We start from the raw sequence: 16,809 nt of genomic DNA on the forward strand, positions 1-16,809 counted from the left end.
GCGCCGCCTCCTCGATCAGCGGGAAGGGCGACGTCGCTCGTCGGGTCGGCCGGAGGGCGAGCCCGCCGGCCGACCGCTCGGGTCAGGAGCGGGTCGGGACGGGGGCGTCGGCGGGGGCCGGCTCCGCCCAGACGGCGATCGGCTTCGGCTCCCAGGTGAGGGCGGCCGGCTCCACCGGGGGAGTCGAGGCGCGCATCACGGGGATCGCCTCGGTGACCGGGGACGACGTCCGCTCGGCGCCGGCGCGGAGCTGCTCCTCCTGGATGGCGGCGGAGAGCTCGTGGGCGAGGGAGCGAGAGAGCATCCCGTGGAAGATCGGGTCGCGGTCGTCGTGGCTGCGGCGCGTGACGACCCAGGCGCCCTCGGATCCGACGAAGGCCGCGAGCCGCTCGTGGACGACGGCGAAGAGCTCGTCCTGCGTGAGGACGGGGGCCGCCTCGACGACCTCGGGGGCCGCCTTGCGACGCCTCAGACGAAACCTCATGACGAACCCCGTTTCCCGTGCCGGCAGCGACTGGGAACAGTGTCGCCGCCACCGGGTCGGGAGACCGGCTGACACGCCGCCCCGCGGGGAGGCGGCGCGTCAGGAGGGCCTAGCGGTCGCGCTTCCTGCCGCGCTCCTCCTTGACGATCTCCTTCGAGTCGTAGGACACGGAGCCCAGGGCGACGGTGACCGAGATGGCCCAGCTGACCCACTGGAGGGCCAGGCGCCAGTCGCGCGGGCCCTTGCGCGTGGTCTGCAGGATCGACCAGCCGCCGACGATCGCGCTGATGACGCTGGAGTTGAGGATGAACTTGCGCATGCGTGTGCCTCCCGTGTTCACCCCGACGCTAGCGGGTGCGAAAGCTCTCAGAGGAACGCTTGACAGCACCGAGGGGTTGTCCCGCTACGGTGGATCGCCGCCGGGACCCGAATCCTCGAGCCGGGGCACGCCGAGGAGAACGGGAACGACATGCGCACGGCTGTGATCGGGGCGGTGCTGCTCGTCGTCGGGGCGGTGGCCGTCGTCACGGGGGTCCTCCCGATGGACGCGCTGGGCGAGCTGGTCGAGCGGACGGCGCCGATCCTCGGCTTCGTGGTCGCGGTGACCGTGGTCGCCGAGCTGGCCTCCGAGGCCGGCGTCTTCACCGTGGTCGCCGAGCGCTCCGCCGAGTGGGGCCGCGGGCGGACCGCGGTGCTCTGGCTGCTGGTGGTGGCGATGGCCGTCGTCAGCACGGTGTTCCTCTCGCTCGACACGACCGCCGTGCTCCTGACCCCGGTCGTGGTCCTGCTCGCGGCGCACGTGCGCGTCCCGCCCCTGCCGTTCGCGATGGCCACGGTCTGGCTGGCGAACTGCGCCTCCCTCCTCCTCCCCGTCTCGAACCTCACCAACCTGCTCGCGCAGCGGCGCCTGGGGGTCGAAGGCCCCTTCGCCTTCGCCGCGCTGACCGCGGTGCCCGCGCTCGTCGCGGCCGTCGTGCCCGTGCTGATCCTCGCGATCCGCTACCGGCGCGAGCTGGCCGGGCGCTACACCCCGGGGGAGCGGACGCCGGTGGAGGACCGGGTGCTGCTCGTCGGCGCGGGGATCGTCGTGGCGCTGCTCCTGCCGGCGCTCGTCTCGGGCCTCGAGGTGTGGATCCCGGCGACGGTCGCCGCGGTCGCGCTGATCGTCCTCTTCGCGGTGCGCCGGCCCGCGGCGCTCACGCCCGCCCTCCTGCCGTGGCAGCTCGTCGTCTTCGCGGCGGGCCTCTTCGTGGCGATGGAGGCGGCGCACCAGCTCGGGCTGGGCGCGGCGCTCGCCGTGGTCGCGGGGGAGGGGAGCGGGACGCTCGACCTGCTGCGCCTCGCCGGCTCCGGCGCGGTCGCCTCCAACCTGGTCGACAACCTGCCCGCCTACCTCGCCCTCGAGCCCGTCGCGGCGGATCCGCTCCGCCTGGTCGCCCTGCTGATCGGCGTGAACGCCGGACCGCTGATCACCCCGTGGGCCTCGCTCGCCACCCTGCTCTGGCACCAGAGGCTGACCGCGCTGGGCGTGCACGTCTCGTGGCGCCAGTACGCGCTCCTCGGACTCGTCGCGGTCGTCCCGACGGTGGGCGGAGCGACGCTCGCGCTCGCCCTCGTGCAGGGCTGACCCCCCGTCCCCCGTGCGGGGCCGGCTGATAGCCTCGACGGGCACGACGACGGCTCGACCGACGAAAAGGGACCACCATTCCTCCGCACTCCGCCTCCGCCTCCTCCGCCGCTGACAGGACCGACGCCGGGACCTCGGGAGGGACAGAGCGCAACGCGTTCGTGGTCGTCTCGAACCGCCTCCCGGTGGACCGCGTCGTGGCCGAGGACGGCACCGCGTCCTGGAAGACCTCGCCCGGCGGGCTGGTCACCGCGCTCGAGCCGGTGATGCGCGCGAACGAGGGCGCCTGGGTCGGCTGGCCCGGCGTGGCCGATGAGGAGGTCGCCCCGTTCGTCGACAACGGCGTGCAGATCGTCCCCGTCGCCCTCAGCGCGCAGGAGCTCGAGGACTACTACGAGGGCTTCTCGAACGACACGCTCTGGCCGCTGTACCACGACGTGATCGCGCCCCCGACCTACCACCGCGACTGGTGGGACGCCTACGTGCGGGTCAACCAGCGCTTCGCCGAGGCGGCCGCGGCCGTGACGGAGGAGGACGGCGTGGTCTGGGTCCAGGACTACCAGCTCCAGCTCGTGCCCAAGATGCTGCGGGAGCTCCGGCCCGACGTCACGATCGGCTTCTTCAACCACATCCCGTTCCCGCCCTACGGGATCTTCGCGCAGCTCCCGTGGCGCCGGCAGATCGTCGAGGGCCTGCTCGGCGCCGACGTGATCGGCTTCCAGCGCCAGGGAGACGCGGGCAGCTTCCTCCGCGCGGTCCGGCGCCTGCTGGGCTACGACACCCGCAGCACGGTCGTCGAGGTCCCGGTCGAGGAGGAGGCCGTCGGCGGCACCCGCCGCGTCAACCGCTCGCGGCGCGGGGCGAGCGTGCGCCCGGTCGTCGCCCGGCACTTCCCGATCTCGATCGACTCCGCGTCGTTCGAGGCGATGGCGCGCACCCCCGAGATCCAGGCCCGCGCCGCCGAGATCCGCGCCGAGCTGGGCAACCCCGCGACGATCATGCTCGGCGTCGACCGGCTCGACTACACCAAGGGGATCGGCCACCGCCTGAAGGCCTTCGGCGAGCTCCTGGCGGACGGCCGCCTAACCTCCGAGGACGCGGTGCTGGTCCAGGTCGCGAGCCCGAGCCGCGAGCGCGTGGACACCTACCGGCAGCTGCGCGACGACATCGAGCTGCAGGTCGGCCGGATCAACGGCGACTACAGCACGCTCGGGCACCCGGCGATCAGCTACCTCCATCACGGCTACCCGCGCGAGGAGATGGTGGCGCTCTACCTCGCCGCCGACGTCATGCTCGTGACGGCCCTGCGCGACGGGATGAACCTCGTCGCGAAGGAGTACGTCGCGTCCCGCTTCGACAACGACGGCGTGCTCGTGCTGAGCGAGTTCGCCGGAGCGGCCGACGAGCTCAAGCAGGCCGTGCAGGTGAACCCGCACGACATCTCGGGGCTGAAGGACGCGATGGAGGCCTCGGCGCGGATGCCGCGCGTCGAGCGCACCCGGCGCATGCGCGCGCTCCGTCGCCGCGTGCTCGAGAACGACGTGGCGCGCTGGTCCGAGTCGTTCCTCTCCGCTCTCGCGGAGCACGCGGCCGGCCAGCAGCTCGACGTGCGGCCCGCCGCCCGCGGGCAGGAGGCACCGCACGGCCAGGAGGCCGAGCACCGCGACGACGCGGCCCACGGACAGGCGGCCGAGCTCGAGCGGGAGGCCGCCGACGACCGCGAGCTCGACGGCGGCGCGCGATGAGCGAGGGAGTGCCCGAGCGGCTCGCGGCGGCGCTGCGGGAGCTCGCCGCGACCGAACGGCTCCTGGTGGCCCTCGACTTCGACGGCACCCTCGCGCCCGAGGTCGACGACCCCGCCCGCGCGCGGGCGCTCCCCGAGGCGCGCGAGGCCGTGCTGCGGCTCCTCGCCCTCCCCGGCACCCGGGTCGCGCTGGTCTCCGGCCGGGCGCTCGGGAGCCTGGAGGAGGTCTCACAGCTGCCGGACGAGGCGCTGCTGGTCGGCTCCCACGGCATCGAGATCCGCCTCGACCCTGAGGAGGACGCGGTCCGGCTCGACGACGACGAGCTCGAGAAGGTGGGAGTGCTCGAGGACGTCCTGAAGGGCATCGCCCGCGGGATCGACAACGTCTGGATCGAGGACAAGCCGGCCGGCTTCGCCCTGCACACCCGCCTCGCGACCGAGCGCCACAGCCGCGTCGCCCACGTCGTCGCCCTCTCCGAGGCGCGCGCCGAGGTGCAGGGGGTCACCGTCCGCGAGGGGAAGAACGTCCTGGAGTTCTCGGTCCGCTCGACCACCAAGGGCGAGGCCGTGCAGCACCTCCGCCGCTACACCGGCGCGACCGCCGTCCTCTACGCGGGCGACGACGTGACGGACGAGGACGCCTTCGCGGTCCTCGGCTCCGGCGACGTCGGCATCAAGAGCGGCGAGGGCACCACCGCGGCCTCCTACCGGGTCCGCGGTCCCGAGCAGGTCGCGCACGCACTCCTGCTGCTGGCCGACCTGCGCGCGGAGTAGCAGCCCCCTTCCGGCGGTCAGCGCCGGCGGGTCCCGGATCGCCGACTCGCCGAGGACGGCCGTCCGCCGACGCGGGGAGCGGCCGTTCGCGACGAGTCGGAGATCCGCGGGGACGTCCGCATCCGGTGCCGCTGCCGGAGGCCGGGGCAGGAACGGGTGCGCGGGCCGGTCCGGGTCCGCCCGGCGAGCAGGGGCACCGCGCGCGAGGCGGTAACCTCATCGCATGCCGGAAATCGATTGGAAGCCCCGCTCGCGCACCGTCACGGACGGCATCGAGGCCACGACGTCGCGCGGGATGCTGCGGGCGGTCGGGATGGGCGATGACGACTGGGAGAAGCCCCAGATCGGCATCGCGTCCTCGTGGAACGAGATCACCCCCTGCAACCTCTCGCTCGAGCGCCTCGCGCGCTCCGCGAAGGAGGGCGTGCACTCCGGCGGCGGCTACCCGCTCCAGTTCGGCACCATCTCCGTCTCGGACGGCATCTCGATGGGCCACGAGGGCATGCACTTCTCGCTCGTCTCCCGCGAGGTCATCGCCGACTCCGTCGAGACCGTGATGATGGCCGAGCGCCTGGACGGCACCGTCATGCTGGCCGGCTGCGACAAGTCGCTGCCCGGCATGCTGATGGCCGCGGCCCGCCTCGACCTCGCCGCCGTGTTCGTCTACGCCGGCTCGATCGCCCCGGGCTGGGTCAAGCTCTCGGACGGCACCGAGAAGGACATCACGATCATCGACTCCTTCGAGGCCGTCGGCGGCGTCAAGGCCGGGATCATGTCCGAGGAGGACGCCAAGCGCATCGAGTGCGCCTTCGCCCCGGGCGAGGGATCCTGCGGCGGCATGTACACCGCCAACACCATGGCCAGCGTGGCCGAGGCGCTCGGCATGAGCCTGCCCGGCTCCGCCTCGCCCGCCGCCGCCGACCGCCGCCGCGACTACTTCGCCCGCAAGTCCGGCGAGGCCGTCGTCGAGCTGCTGCGCAACGGCACCACGGCCCGCGACATCCTCACCAAGGAGGCGTTCGAGAACGCGATCGCGGTGGCGATGGCCTTCGGCGGGTCGACCAACGTCATCCTGCACCTGCTCGCGATCGCCAACGAGGCCGAGGTCGACCTCACGATCGACGACTTCAACCGCATCGGCGACACGATCCCGCACATCGGCGACCTCAAGCCCTTCGGCAAGTACGTCATGAACGACGTCGACCGCCACGGCGGCGTCCCGGCCGTGATGAAGGCGCTCCTGGACGCCGGGCTGCTCCACGGCGACTGCCTGACGGTCACCGGGAGGACGGTCGCCGAGAACCTCGCCGCGATGGACATCGCGCCGCTGGACGGCGAGGTCATCCGCACCCTCGACAACCCGATCCACGCGACCGGCGGGCTCACCATCCTCAAGGGCTCGCTCGCCCCCGAGGGCGCGGTCGTCAAGACCGCCGGCTTCGACGCCTCCGTCTTCGAGGGTCCGGCCCGCGTGTTCGAGCGCGAGCGTGCCGCGATGGACGCTCTGACCGAGGGCCGGATCGAGAAGGGCGACGTGGTGGTCATCCGCTACGAGGGCCCCAAGGGCGGCCCCGGCATGCGCGAGATGCTCGCCATCACCGCCGCCATCAAGGGGGCCGGGCTCGGAAAAGATGTACTACTGTTGACGGACGGACGATTCTCAGGCGGCACAACCGGCCTGTGCATCGGCCACATAGCTCCCGAATCGGTGGACGCAGGTCCCATCGCTTTCGTTCGCGACGGAGACCCGATTCGGGTCGACATCGCCGCTCGCTCGATCGACCTACTCGTCGACGAGTCTGAGCTCGCCGCCCGCCGAGAAGGCTGGGCCCCTCTCCCTCCGCGCTACACCCGCGGTGTCCTCGCCAAGTACGCCAAGCTCGTCCGCTCGGCAGCCGAGGGCGCCGTCACCGGGTGACCCGGCCCGCTCCGGCCGGCCGCGCACTCGCGTTCCCGGGCACTCGCCTCCGGCTCTGCCCGCCGCCGCACCACCTCCTGAAGGAATCGACACCCGCATGACTCCGGATCCGTCCGCCGTGCAGCCCGCACCGACGCCCCAGCCACCCCGACCCGCCCACGCTCCCGGGGCCGCCCCCGCGGCCGAGGTCCTCACCGGAGCGCAGGCGGTCGTCCGCTCGCTCGAGATGCTCGGGATCGAGGACGTCTTCGGCCTGCCCGGCGGCGCGATCCTCCCGGTCTACGACCCGCTGATGGACTCCTCGAAGATCCGGCACATCCTGGTCCGTCACGAGCAGGGCGCCGGCCACGCCGCCGAGGGCTACGCCTCGGCGACCGGCAGGCTCGGCGTCTGCATCGCGACCTCGGGCCCCGGAGCGACCAACCTGGTCACCGCGATCGCGGACGCCTACATGGACTCCGTCCCGATGCTCGCGATCACCGGCCAGGTGTTCTCGACGCTCATGGGGACCGACGCGTTCCAGGAGGCGGACATCGTCGGCATCACGATGCCGATCACGAAGCACTCCATCCTCGTGACGCGCCCCGAGGACATCCCCTCGGCCCTCGCCTCCGCCGCGCTGATCGCCACCACCGGCCGCCCCGGCCCCGTGCTGGTCGACATCACGAAGGACGCGCAGCAGGACCAGGCGCCGTTCCTCTGGCCGCCGAAGATCGACCTGCCCGGCTACCGTCCGGTCACGAAGGCCCACGGCAAGCAGATCCAGGCCGCGGCCCAGCTGCTGGTCGAGTCGCGGAAGCCGGTGCTCTACGTGGGCGGCGGCATCATCCGCGCCCGCGCGGCCGTCGAGCTGAAGGCGTTCGCCGAGGCCTGCGGCGCCCCCGTGGTGACCACGCTGATGGCGCGCGGAGCGTTCCCGGACTCGCACGAGCAGCACCTGGGCATGCCCGGCATGCACGGCACCGTCCCCGCGGTGCTCGCGCTGCAGGAGGCGGACCTGATCCTCGCGCTGGGCTCGCGCTTCGACGACCGCGTGACCGGCAAGGCGGCGCTCTTCGCGCCCCACGCCAAGGTCGTGCACGTCGACATCGACCCGGCCGAGATCTCCAAGATCCGCACCGCCGACGTGCCGATCGTGGGCGACCTGAAGGACGTCCTCCCGGACCTCACCGACGCGTTCGCCAAGGCCTCCGCCGACGGCCGTGCCGACACCTCCGAGTGGTGGAGCTACCTCAAGGGCCTGCAGACGGAGTTCCCGCTCGGCTACACCGAGCCGAACGACGGCCTGCTCTCGCCGCAGTACGTCATCAAGCGCATCGGCGAGATCACCGGCCCCGAGGGCGTCTTCGCCTCCGGCGTCGGCCAGCACCAGATGTGGGCGGCGCAGTTCATCAAGTACGAGCGCCCCAACTCGTGGCTGAACTCCGGCGGCGCCGGCACCATGGGCTACTCCGTGCCCGCGGCGATGGGCGCCAAGGTCGGCGAGCCCGAGCGCACCGTGTGGGCGATCGACGGCGACGGCTGCTTCCAGATGACCAATCAGGAGCTCGCCACCTGCACGATCAACGACATCCCGATCAAGGTCGCGGTGATCAACAACTCCTCGCTCGGCATGGTGCGCCAGTGGCAGACCCTGTTCTACGAGGGCCGCTACTCCAACACCGACCTCAACACGGGTCACGACACCGTCCGGGTGCCCGACTTCGTGAAGCTCGCCGACGCCTACGGCGCGCTCGGCATCCGCGTCACGAAGCCGGAGGAGATCGACGACGCCATCCGCCTCGCCATCGCCACCAACGACCGGCCCGTGGTGATCGACTTCGTCGTCAGCCGCGACTCCATGGTCTGGCCGATGGTTCCGCAGGGCGTCTCCAACAGCTACGTCCAGTACGCCCGAGACCACAGCCCGACCTGGGACGACGAGGAGTAGACCCGCATGACGCACCACGTTCTCTCCCTGCTCGTCGAGGACAAGCCGGGACTGCTCACCCGTGTCGCCGGGCTGTTCGCCCGCCGCGGCTTCAACATCGAGTCGCTGGCGGTCGGTCCGACCGAGCTGGCCGGGCTCTCGCGCATCACGGTCGCCGTGGACGTCGAGGACCTGCCGCTCGAGCAGGTCACGAAGCAGCTCAACAAGCTCGTCAACGTGATCAAGATCGTCGAGCTCGACACCGACCAGTCGGTCCAGCGCGAGCACCTGCTCGTCAAGGTCCGCGTCGACAACGTCACGCGCTCGCAGGTGCTCGAGGCCGTCACGCTCTTCCGCGCCCGCGTGGTCGACGTCGCGACGGACGCCCTGGTGATCGAGGTCACCGGCGACACCGGCAAGACCAACGCGTTCCTGCGGGTGATCGAGCCCTACGGCATCAAGGAGATCGCGCAGTCGGGCCTGCTCGCCATCGGGCGCGGCTCCAAGTCGATCACCGAGCGCGTCTTCAAGAACTGACCGCGAACTCTCCACTACAGAAAAGGACTCACCACGTGACCGAGCTCATCTACGACGCCGACGCCGACCTCTCCATCATCCAGTCCAAGAAGGTCGCGATCGTCGGCTACGGCTCGCAGGGCCACGCGCACGCGCAGAACCTCCGCGACTCCGGCGTCCAGGTCGTCATCGCGCTGAAGGAGGGGTCGAAGTCGACCGCCAAGGCCGAGGACGACGGCTTCGAGGTCAAGAGCGTCGCCGACGCCGCGGCCTGGGCCGACCTGATCATGATCCTCGCGCCGGACCAGCACCAGCGCGCGATCTACAGCGAGCAGATCGCCTCCGCGCTGACCGAGGGCAAGACCCTCGCCTTCGCGCACGGCTTCAACATCCGCTTCGGCTACATCGAGGCGCCCGCGGGCGTCGACGTCATCCTCATCGCGCCGAAGGCCCCCGGCCACACCGTGCGCCGCGAGTTCGTCGCCGGCCGCGGCATCCCGGACATCATCGCCGTCGAGAACGACGCGACCGGCACCGCCTGGGAGACCGCGAAGTCCTACGCGAAGGCCATCGGCGGCACCCGCGCCGGCGTCATCAAGACCACCTTCACCGAGGAGACCGAGACCGACCTGTTCGGCGAGCAGGCCGTGCTCTGCGGCGGCACCTCGCAGCTCGTCCAGTACGGCTTCGAGACCCTCGTCGAGGCCGGCTACCAGCCCGAGATCGCCTACTTCGAGGTGCTGCACGAGCTCAAGCTCATCGTCGACCTCATGTGGGAGGGCGGCATCGCCAAGCAGCGCTGGAGCGTCTCCGACACCGCCGAGTACGGCGACTACGTCTCCGGCCCGCGCGTCATCGACCCGCGCGTGAAGGAGAACATGAAGGCCGTCCTCGGCGACATCCAGAGCGGCGCCTTCGCGAAGCGCTTCATCGGCGACCAGGACGCGGGCGGACCCGAGTTCCAGGAGCTGCGCGCCAAGGGCGAGAAGCACCCGATCGAGGAGACCGGCCGCGAGCTGCGCAAGCTCTTCGCCTGGAAGCAGACCGACGAGGACTACACCGACGGCAGCGTCGCGCGCTAGTCGCACCGCGTCGACCGGGGGAGCCCCGGCCCGACGAGGGACCCGTCCACCGGGATCCCCTCGCCGGGCAGGGGCTCCTCCGCGTCCGGGGCGCGACTACCGCTCGAGCTCGCGGACGAGACGGCGGAGACCGCCCTTCGGCGGGACGAGGACGGGGTCCGGCCACCGGGGCGAGAGGTGGTCGCCGAGCGTCACCCGGCGCAGCTTGCGGCCGACGAGGGGGAGGACCCAGTCGGCCGCCCAGCGGCGCTGCTCGCGCAGCCGCGCGCGGAGGCGGAGCGGCTCGGGAGCGTCCCAGGGCCCGGTCGAGATCGTGTGCGGCACGCCGAGCGTGTCGAGCACGCGGCCGGCCAGGACGCGGTGGCCGCGCTTGGAGAGGTGCATCCGGTCGGGCGACCAGAGCACGGGGGAGTGGAACTCCCGCATCGCCCAGTAGTCGACGAGGATCGCGCCCCGCTCGCGGGCGATCCGGCGGACGGCGCTGTTGTAGAGGTGGTTGCGGCGCAGGAACATCCGCGGGGCGGGCAGTCCCGGGATGTCGACGCCGGTGAAGAGCACGAGGGAGGCGCCGGTGGTCGCGAGCGCGTCGACGAGCGCCTCGTAGCGGGTGATCAGATCGACGGTGTCGGTGCCGAGGTCGAGGATGTCGTTGCCGCCGGCGTACAGCGTGATCAGAGTGGGGCGGAGCGCGAGGGCGGGCGCGAGCTGGTCCTCGGTGATCTGGGCGAGGCGCTTCGAGCGGACGGCGAGGTTCGCATACTCCCAGCCCGGCTCGGCCTTCGCCAGGCGCTCGGCGACGCGGTCGGCCCAGCCGCGCACCCCGTTCGGCAGGCGCGGGTGCGGGTCGCCGACCCCCTCCGTGAAGGAGTCGCCGAGGGCGACGAAGCGGCGGCGGCGGTCGTCCATCCGCTCAGCCTCGCCCCCGGGGGAGGACGCGGGGTGTCCGCCGGGTGTCGGGGAGGCGGCGGCGGGCTCCGAGCCTCCTGCGAGGTGCGCGCGGCTAGGGTGTTGCGGTGATCGATGGTGGACCGGGCCGCTCCCCGGAGGACGACGACGCGGCGACCCCGCCGGTGGACCGCGGGCCGGACGCCGGCCCGGAGGACGACGCCGACGACGAGGCCCTGGAGTGGGCGGGTGAGGGCTCGGACCCGACGCTCGCCGCGGGGACCGCGCGCGTGCGCCGGACGCCCCGCACGGACGCGGGGGCGGACCCGGCGGACGACGGCTCGGACGACGACGACCCCGAGGTCGAGGACCCCGCCGACGAGGCCGCATCCTCGTCCGCTCTGCTGATCGCCGCGGGCATCGCGGCCGGCCTCTACCTCCTGTACGCCATCGCCTGGGCGATCACGGCGACGCGGCAGTCCCCGGTCGCCGCGGCCGGCTTCGCGGGCGATGCGCTCGGCGGCGCCCTCTACTCGCTCGGGCTCTGGCTGGCGGTCCTGGCGCCGCCGGTGTGGTTCGCCGTGGTGCTCCTCGCCACCCGCGACTCCCGGGTGCGCACCCGCGTGCTCTGGCTGGTCGCCGGACTAGTCCTCCTCGCTCCGCTGCCGTTCCTGAAGGGGGCCTGATGACCGACTCGACCCGGGCCACCCTCGGCGGGACCGGCCGGCGCGACCGGCCCGGCCGGCGCCTGGCCGCCTCCGTCCTCGCCGCCGTGGTGTTCGCGCTCTTCTTCGCCTGGGACGTCTGGGAGGCGGTCGGCAACCTGATCGGCCTGCGCAGCTACGCGGCCTCCCTCGGCACCGATCTGAATCCGACGGGCTGGGCGGTGCTCCTGCTCGGCCCGGTGCTGCCGGTCGCCTGCTTCGTCGCCGCCGTCCTGCTCGGGCGCCGCCGGGGGCTCCCGGCGCGCGTCGGACTGCTCGCGGCGGCCCTCTGCCTCTCGGCGGCGCTCTCGCTCGACGTGCAGCTCGTCCTCGGCGTCGAGAGCCTGGTCTCGCTGAGCTGACCGGCGGCGTCACACGGCGCGGGGCGCGCGCACCCCTCCGCTACAGTGTCGGGGGGCTGCCGACGCCCCCGCCTCGGTGCCCGCTCCGTCCCCTCTCCGAAGGAAGCGCCTCTCGTGACAAAGCCGGTCGTCCTGATCGCCGAAGAACTCTCGCCCGCCACCGTGGACGCGCTCGGTCCCGACTTCGAGATCCGCTCCGTGGACGGCACCGACCGCCCGGCGCTGCTCGAGGCCCTCGCCACGGCGCACGCGATCCTCGTGCGCTCCGCGACGCAGGTCGACGCGGAGGCGATCGCCGCGGCCCCCTCGCTCCAGGTGATCGCCCGCGCCGGTGTGGGTCTGGACAACGTCGACATCACCGCCGCGACCGCCGCGGGCGTCATGGTCGTGAACGCGCCGACCTCGAACATCATCTCGGCCGCCGAGCTCACCGTCGGCCACATCCTGAGCCTCGCCCGCCACATCCCCGCCGCGCACAGCGCGCTCGCGCAGGGCCTCTGGAAGCGCTCGAAGTACACGGGCGTCGAGCTCTACGAGAAGACCGTCGGCATCATCGGCCTCGGCCGCATCGGCGCGCTGATCACCGCGCGCCTGCAGGCCTTCGGTGTGAACGTCGTCGCCTACGACCCCTACGTGACCAGCGCCCGCGCGCAGCAGCTCGGCGTCACGCTCCTCTCCCTGGAGGAGCTGCTGGCCGAGAGCGACTTCATCACGATCCACATGCCGAGGACCCCCGAGACGACGGGCATGATCTCGGACGATCAGCTGGCGCTGATGAAGCCGTCGGCGTTCATCGTGAACGTGGCCCGCGGCGGCCTCATCGACGAGGACGCGCTGCACCGCGCGCTCGTCGCGAAGACCATCGCGGGCGCCGGACTCGACGTGTTCGTGAAGGAGCCGCCGACCGGATCGCCGCTGCTCGCCCTCGAGAACGTGGTCGTCACTCCGCACCTCGGGGCCTCGACCGACGAGGCGCAGGAGAAGGCCGGCGTCTCGGTCGCCCGCTCGGTGCGCCTCGCGCTCTCGGGCGAGCTCGTGCCGGACGCCGTGAACGTCGCCGGCGGCGTGATCGACGAGTACGTGCGCCCCGGCATCCCGCTGGTCGAGAAGCTCGGCCAGGTCTTCTCGGGCCTCGCGGACTCGCCGGTCACCTCCATCGACGTCGAGGTGCGCGGCGAGCTCGCCGGCTACGACGTGAAGGTCCTCAAGCTGGCGGCTCTCAAGGGCGTGTTCACCAACGTGGTCTCGGAGACGGTGTCCTACGTCAACGCGCCGGTGCTCGCGGAGCAGCGCGGCATCGAGGTGCGCCTGATCACGGAGCCGGTCTCGGACGAGTACCGCAACGTGATCACGCTGCGCGGCGCGCTCTCGGACGGCTCGCAGATCTCGGTCTCGGGCACGCTGACCGGCACCAAGCAGGTCGAGAAGATCGTGGCGATCAACGGCTACGACGTCGAGGTCCCCCTCGCGAAGCACCTCGTCGTCATGAGCTACGTCGACCGCCCCGGGATCGTCGCGGTCTACGGCCGTGAGTTCGGCGACGCCGCGGTCAACATCGCGGGCATGCAGATCGCGCGCACCGAGGCGGGCGGCAAGGCGCTCTCGGTGATCACCATCGACTCCCCCGCCCCCGACGGCCTGCTCGAGAAGGTCCGCGTCGCGATCGACGCCGACCTCATGCAGGAGATCGACATCACCGAGCAGTGAGCACGCGGCGGTTCGCTCAGGTCGACGTCTTCGGCGCCGCGCCGTTCCGGGGCAACCCGGTGGCGGTCGTCGTCGACGGCGACGGCGTGGGCGACGCCGCGATGGCGGAGTTCGCGCGCTGGACGAACCTCTCCGAGACGACCTTCCTCCTCCGCCCGAGCGACCCCGCGGCCGACTACCGGCTGCGGATCTTCACGCCGGGCGGGGAGCTGCCCTTCGCCGGGCACCCGACCCTCGGGAGCGCGCACGCCTGGCTCGCGGCCGGAGGGACGGCCCGCGCGGCGGGGGAGCTCGTGCAGGAGTGCGCCGCGGGTCTCGTCCGGCTGAGGGTGACGGAGGAGGGCATCGCCTTCGCCGCCCCGCCCCGCCGGCGGACCGGACCGGTCGACGAGGCGACGCTCGAGCGGGTGGCTGCGGCTCTGCGGATCCCGCGCGCGGAGATCCTCTACCACGAGTGGGTCGACAACGGTCCCGGCTGGCTGGCCGTGCGGCTCGCGTCGGCGGAGCAGGTCCTCGCGCTGCGGCCGGACCAGGCTCTCCTCGCCGGGCTCCCCGTCGGCGTCGTGGGCGAGCATCCGGCGGGAGGCGAGTGCGCGGTCGAGGTGCGGGCGTTCATCCCCGACGCCGGTGTGTCCGAGGACCCGGTGACGGGGAGCCTCAACGCGGGGATCGCCCAGTGGCTGATCGGCAGCGGCGTGCTGCCCGAGCGCTACACGGCCGCTCAGGGGGCGGCGTTGGGCCGAGCCGGGCGCGTGCGCGTCGAGAGCACGGACGGCGCGATCTGGATCGGCGGCGCGACGGTGACCCTGATCGACGGCGTCGTCGAGCTGTAGCGGGTCCGCCGGGGCGGCGCGGCTCAGCTCCCGAGGAGGCGCTGGACGACCGCGAGGACGTCCTCGGCCTCGCCGCGCGACGGCGAGCCCGTGGGGAGCAGGGCGGAGTTGTAGTAGAGCCCGTCGCTCATCAGGACGATCGCCCGGGCGACGAGCGGGTCGCCCACGGCGTCGGCGACCACCTCGTTCCAGCTGTCGTGGATCCGCGCGAGGCCCCCGCTGGCGCGCTCGTCGTGCCCTTGCGCGATGCGCGACACGGCGAGGATCGTGCGGTCGAAGGCCGAGTCGGCGGCGAAGGAGGTGCGCAGCAGGTAGGCGACCACGCCCTCGGGAGCAGCGAGGCTCTGCGCGGCGTCCGCCTCCCGCCGCGCGTCGAGGCGCTGCAGGAGCCCGTCGACGAGGGCGTCCTTCGAGGGGAAGTGGTAGAGCAGCCCGCCCTTGGAGACTCCGGCCTCGCGGGCGACGGCGTCGAGGGTCGCGGCGCGCTCGCCCTGCTCGATGAGGAGCTGCTCGAACGCGTCGAGGACGCGGTCGCGGGCGGGGGCAGGAGGCACGGCGACCATCCTACGGCGGATCAGTGGCGACTGTACCGGCTGGACGGTATACTCTCTCCGTTCTCCTCTGAAAGGTCGTCCCCGTGTCCGCGCGCACCGCTCCCGTCTCCACCCACGACACCGCCGGCGCCGCCGACCGGGTCGGGCGACGCGCCTGGGTGGCGCTCGCGGTGCTGATGCTCCCGGTGCTGCTGGTCTCGGTCGACAACACGGTGCTGAACTTCGCGCTCCCCTCGATCGCCGAGGATCTGGGGCCCTCCGGCACCGAGCTGCTGTGGATCGTCGACGCCTACCCGCTGGTGCTCGCGGGCCTGCTGGTGGCGATGGGCAGCCTCGGCGACAGGGTCGGGCGGCGGCGCCTCCTGCTGGTCGGCGCGGTCGGCTTCGCCGCCGTCTCGGTCGTGGCCGCGTTCGCTCCCACCGCCGCGGCGCTCATCGGCGCCCGCGCGGCACTGGGCTTCTTCGGCGCGATGCTGATGCCCTCGACGCTCTCGCTCCTGCGCAGCGTCTTCCCCGACCGCGACCAGCGCCGCCTCGCGATCGCGATCTGGGCGACCGGCTTCGCCGTGGGCTCGGGCATCGGCCCTCTCGTCGGCGGCGTGCTGCTCGAGCACTTCCCCTGGGGGTCGGTGTTCCTGCTCGCGGTGCCCGTGCTGCTCCCGCTGGTCGTCCTGGTGCCGATCCTGGTGCCGGAGTCGCGCGACCCGCAGCCCGGCCCGGTCGACGTGGTCAGCATCCTGCTGTCGCTGGCGACCATGGCGCCGGTCGTCTACGCGGTGAAGTCCTTCGCCGAGCACGGGATCGACGCGGTCGGCGTCGCGGCGCTCGTCGTGGGCGTCGTCTCGGGAGTTCTGTTCGTCCGCCGCCAGCAGCGCCGGGCCTCGCCGATGCTCGATCTCTCGCTCTTCCGCCGCGGCTCGTTCAGTGCGGCGATCGTGGTCAACCTCCTCAGCGTCACCGCGCTGGTCGGCGGGCTCTTCTTCCTCTCGCAGCACCTGCAGCTCGTGGTCGGGCTCTCGCCCCTGGAGGCGGGCCTCGTGCTCGTGCCGGGCCTCGCCGTGATGATCCTGGCCGGGCTCGGCGTGGTGCCGATCGCGCGCCGCGTCGCTCCGCGCCTCGTCGTCCCGGCCGGACTGCTGGTCTCGGCCGTCGGGTACATCCTGCTGGCCCTCGGCAGCGGGGCGCCCGGAGGAGCGTCCGCGCTCACCGTCGCCGTCGCCTTCGCGTTCCTCGGCCTGGGCATCGGTGCGGCCGAGACGGTGTCGAACGAGCTGATCCTGGCCAACGCGCCCGCCGACAAGGCCGGTGCGGCCTCCGCCGTCTCCGAGACCGCCTACGAGCTCGGCGCGGTCCTCGGCACCGCGACGCTCGGCACGGTCCTCACCGCCGTGTACCGCGGGGGAGTCGTGCTGCCCGAGGGCCTCGACGCCGCGCAGGCGCAGCGGGCCGGGGAGACCCTCGGCGGCGCCGTCTCGGTCGCCGGCGAGCTGCCCGCCGACTCCGCCGCGAGCCTCGTCGCGTCGGCGAGCGCGGCGTTCGACTCGGGCGTCGGCTGGTCGGCCTGGCTCGGTGTCGTCCTCGTGCTGGCCGCCGCCGCGGTCGGCGCCTGGCGCCTCCGCCGGAGCTGACGCTCCTCCTCTCCTCCCGAGGGAGGCCGCCCGGGACGCGCAGCGACTCCCGGGCGGCCCCTCGCCCGCCCGGCGGGGCGCG

Annotated in this window: 16 protein-coding genes; 12 read left to right on the forward strand and 4 right to left on the reverse strand. The window is 72.8% G+C overall.

All coding sequences use genetic code 11. The features are described 5' to 3' along the window. Positions 1 to 82: 82 nt before the first annotated feature. Positions 83 to 484: a hypothetical protein gene (locus C5B95_RS06440; RefSeq protein ID WP_104348743.1), complete on the reverse strand. Its 402-nt coding sequence runs from the start codon at positions 482 to 484 to the stop codon at positions 83 to 85. Positions 485 to 593: 109 nt separating this feature from the next. Then, complete coding sequence (locus C5B95_RS06445; protein ID WP_104226242.1) at positions 594 to 803, reverse strand: hypothetical protein; 210 nt, start codon at positions 801 to 803, stop codon at positions 594 to 596. Positions 804 to 953: 150 nt separating this feature from the next. On the opposite strand from C5B95_RS06445, the gene C5B95_RS06450 reads away from it, so the two are divergent. The 7 genes from C5B95_RS06450 (at position 954) to ilvC (ending at position 10,054) form a co-directional block, all read left to right on the forward strand. Then, positions 954 to 2,111, forward strand: a complete 1,158-nt coding sequence (locus tag C5B95_RS06450) for an SLC13 family permease (RefSeq protein WP_104226243.1) — start codon at positions 954 to 956, stop codon at positions 2,109 to 2,111. Positions 2,112 to 2,272: 161 nt separating this feature from the next. Next, the gene (locus C5B95_RS06455) at positions 2,273 to 3,856 is read left to right on the forward strand and encodes a trehalose-6-phosphate synthase (RefSeq protein ID WP_104250140.1); all 1,584 of its coding nucleotides are present in this window, start codon (positions 2,273 to 2,275) and stop codon (positions 3,854 to 3,856) included. Next, the gene (otsB, locus tag C5B95_RS06460; RefSeq protein ID WP_104348744.1) at positions 3,853 to 4,629 is read left to right on the forward strand and encodes a trehalose-phosphatase; all 777 of its coding nucleotides are present in this window, start codon (positions 3,853 to 3,855) and stop codon (positions 4,627 to 4,629) included. Before C5B95_RS06455 ends, otsB begins: the two co-directional genes overlap by 4 nt. 223 nt (positions 4,630 to 4,852) lie before the next feature. Continuing rightward, entirely contained in the window at positions 4,853 to 6,547 is a 1,695-nt protein-coding gene (gene ilvD, locus C5B95_RS06465; RefSeq protein ID WP_104233215.1) for a dihydroxy-acid dehydratase, read from the forward strand. Positions 6,548 to 6,644: 97 nt separating this feature from the next. Next, positions 6,645 to 8,477 (forward strand): acetolactate synthase large subunit, encoded by a 1,833-nt coding sequence (locus C5B95_RS06470; protein WP_104317111.1) that lies wholly within the window; start codon positions 6,645 to 6,647, stop codon positions 8,475 to 8,477. Between the two features lie 6 nt (positions 8,478 to 8,483). After that, on the forward strand, positions 8,484 to 8,993 hold the full coding sequence (gene ilvN, locus C5B95_RS06475; RefSeq protein WP_104223540.1) for an acetolactate synthase small subunit: 510 nt from the start codon (positions 8,484 to 8,486) through the stop codon (positions 8,991 to 8,993). Positions 8,994 to 9,028: 35 nt separating this feature from the next. Beyond that, positions 9,029 to 10,054, forward strand: a complete 1,026-nt coding sequence (gene ilvC, locus C5B95_RS06480) for a ketol-acid reductoisomerase (RefSeq protein ID WP_104223539.1) — start codon at positions 9,029 to 9,031, stop codon at positions 10,052 to 10,054. 96 nt (positions 10,055 to 10,150) lie between these two features. On the opposite strand, the gene C5B95_RS06485 is transcribed toward ilvC, so the two are convergent. Continuing rightward, entirely contained in the window at positions 10,151 to 10,960 is an 810-nt protein-coding gene (locus C5B95_RS06485; protein WP_104223538.1) for an SGNH/GDSL hydrolase family protein, read from the reverse strand. A gap of 107 nt (positions 10,961 to 11,067) precedes the next feature. Between C5B95_RS06485 and C5B95_RS06490 the strand changes: the two genes are divergently transcribed. The 4 genes from C5B95_RS06490 (at position 11,068) to C5B95_RS06505 (ending at position 14,545) form a co-directional block, all read left to right on the forward strand. Beyond that, positions 11,068 to 11,625: a hypothetical protein gene (locus C5B95_RS06490; RefSeq protein ID WP_104348745.1), complete on the forward strand. Its 558-nt coding sequence runs from the start codon at positions 11,068 to 11,070 to the stop codon at positions 11,623 to 11,625. Continuing rightward, positions 11,625 to 12,005: a hypothetical protein gene (locus C5B95_RS17060; protein WP_146076497.1), complete on the forward strand. Its 381-nt coding sequence runs from the start codon at positions 11,625 to 11,627 to the stop codon at positions 12,003 to 12,005. The genes C5B95_RS06490 and C5B95_RS17060 overlap by 1 nt, the downstream gene beginning before the upstream one ends. Before the next feature lie 114 nt (positions 12,006 to 12,119). Continuing rightward, on the forward strand, positions 12,120 to 13,712 hold the full coding sequence (gene serA, locus C5B95_RS06500; RefSeq protein WP_104223535.1) for a phosphoglycerate dehydrogenase: 1,593 nt from the start codon (positions 12,120 to 12,122) through the stop codon (positions 13,710 to 13,712). Beyond that, positions 13,709 to 14,545, forward strand: a complete 837-nt coding sequence (locus C5B95_RS06505) for a PhzF family phenazine biosynthesis protein (RefSeq protein ID WP_104348746.1) — start codon at positions 13,709 to 13,711, stop codon at positions 14,543 to 14,545. Before serA ends, C5B95_RS06505 begins: the two co-directional genes overlap by 4 nt. A 23-nt stretch (positions 14,546 to 14,568) precedes the next feature. Here C5B95_RS06505 and C5B95_RS06510 read toward each other — a convergent pair whose 3' ends face one another. After that, positions 14,569 to 15,108, reverse strand: a complete 540-nt coding sequence (locus C5B95_RS06510; RefSeq protein ID WP_219812272.1) for a TetR/AcrR family transcriptional regulator — start codon at positions 15,106 to 15,108, stop codon at positions 14,569 to 14,571. A 74-nt stretch (positions 15,109 to 15,182) separates the two neighbouring features. On the opposite strand from C5B95_RS06510, the gene C5B95_RS06515 reads away from it, so the two are divergent. Further along, on the forward strand, positions 15,183 to 16,727 hold the full coding sequence (locus C5B95_RS06515) for an MFS transporter (protein ID WP_258059394.1): 1,545 nt from the start codon (positions 15,183 to 15,185) through the stop codon (positions 16,725 to 16,727). The last annotated feature ends 82 nt before the right edge of the window (positions 16,728 to 16,809 follow it).

Source organism: Rathayibacter sp. AY1A7, assembly GCF_002930845.1.
Lineage (GTDB): Bacteria > Actinomycetota > Actinomycetes > Actinomycetales > Microbacteriaceae > Rathayibacter.

Excerpts from the sequence above, each read along its gene's own strand:
- ilvD (WP_104233215.1), top strand. The coding sequence starts at position 4,853 with ATGCCGGAAATCGATTGGAAGCCCCGCTCGCGCACCGTCACGGACGGC.
- C5B95_RS06445 (WP_104226242.1), bottom strand. The coding sequence starts at position 803 with ATGCGCAAGTTCATCCTCAACTCCAGCGTCATCAGCGCGATCGTCGGC.
- C5B95_RS06470 (WP_104317111.1), top strand. The coding sequence starts at position 6,645 with ATGACTCCGGATCCGTCCGCCGTGCAGCCCGCACCGACGCCCCAGCCA.
- C5B95_RS17060 (WP_146076497.1), top strand. The coding sequence starts at position 11,625 with ATGACCGACTCGACCCGGGCCACCCTCGGCGGGACCGGCCGGCGCGAC.
- ilvN (WP_104223540.1), top strand. The coding sequence starts at position 8,484 with ATGACGCACCACGTTCTCTCCCTGCTCGTCGAGGACAAGCCGGGACTG.
- C5B95_RS06450 (WP_104226243.1), top strand. The coding sequence starts at position 954 with ATGCGCACGGCTGTGATCGGGGCGGTGCTGCTCGTCGTCGGGGCGGTG.
- otsB (WP_104348744.1), top strand. The coding sequence starts at position 3,853 with ATGAGCGAGGGAGTGCCCGAGCGGCTCGCGGCGGCGCTGCGGGAGCTC.
- C5B95_RS06485 (WP_104223538.1), bottom strand. The coding sequence starts at position 10,960 with ATGGACGACCGCCGCCGCCGCTTCGTCGCCCTCGGCGACTCCTTCACG.
- C5B95_RS06440 (WP_104348743.1), bottom strand. The coding sequence starts at position 484 with ATGAGGTTTCGTCTGAGGCGTCGCAAGGCGGCCCCCGAGGTCGTCGAG.
- C5B95_RS06510 (WP_219812272.1), bottom strand. The coding sequence starts at position 15,108 with ATGGTCGCCGTGCCTCCTGCCCCCGCCCGCGACCGCGTCCTCGACGCG.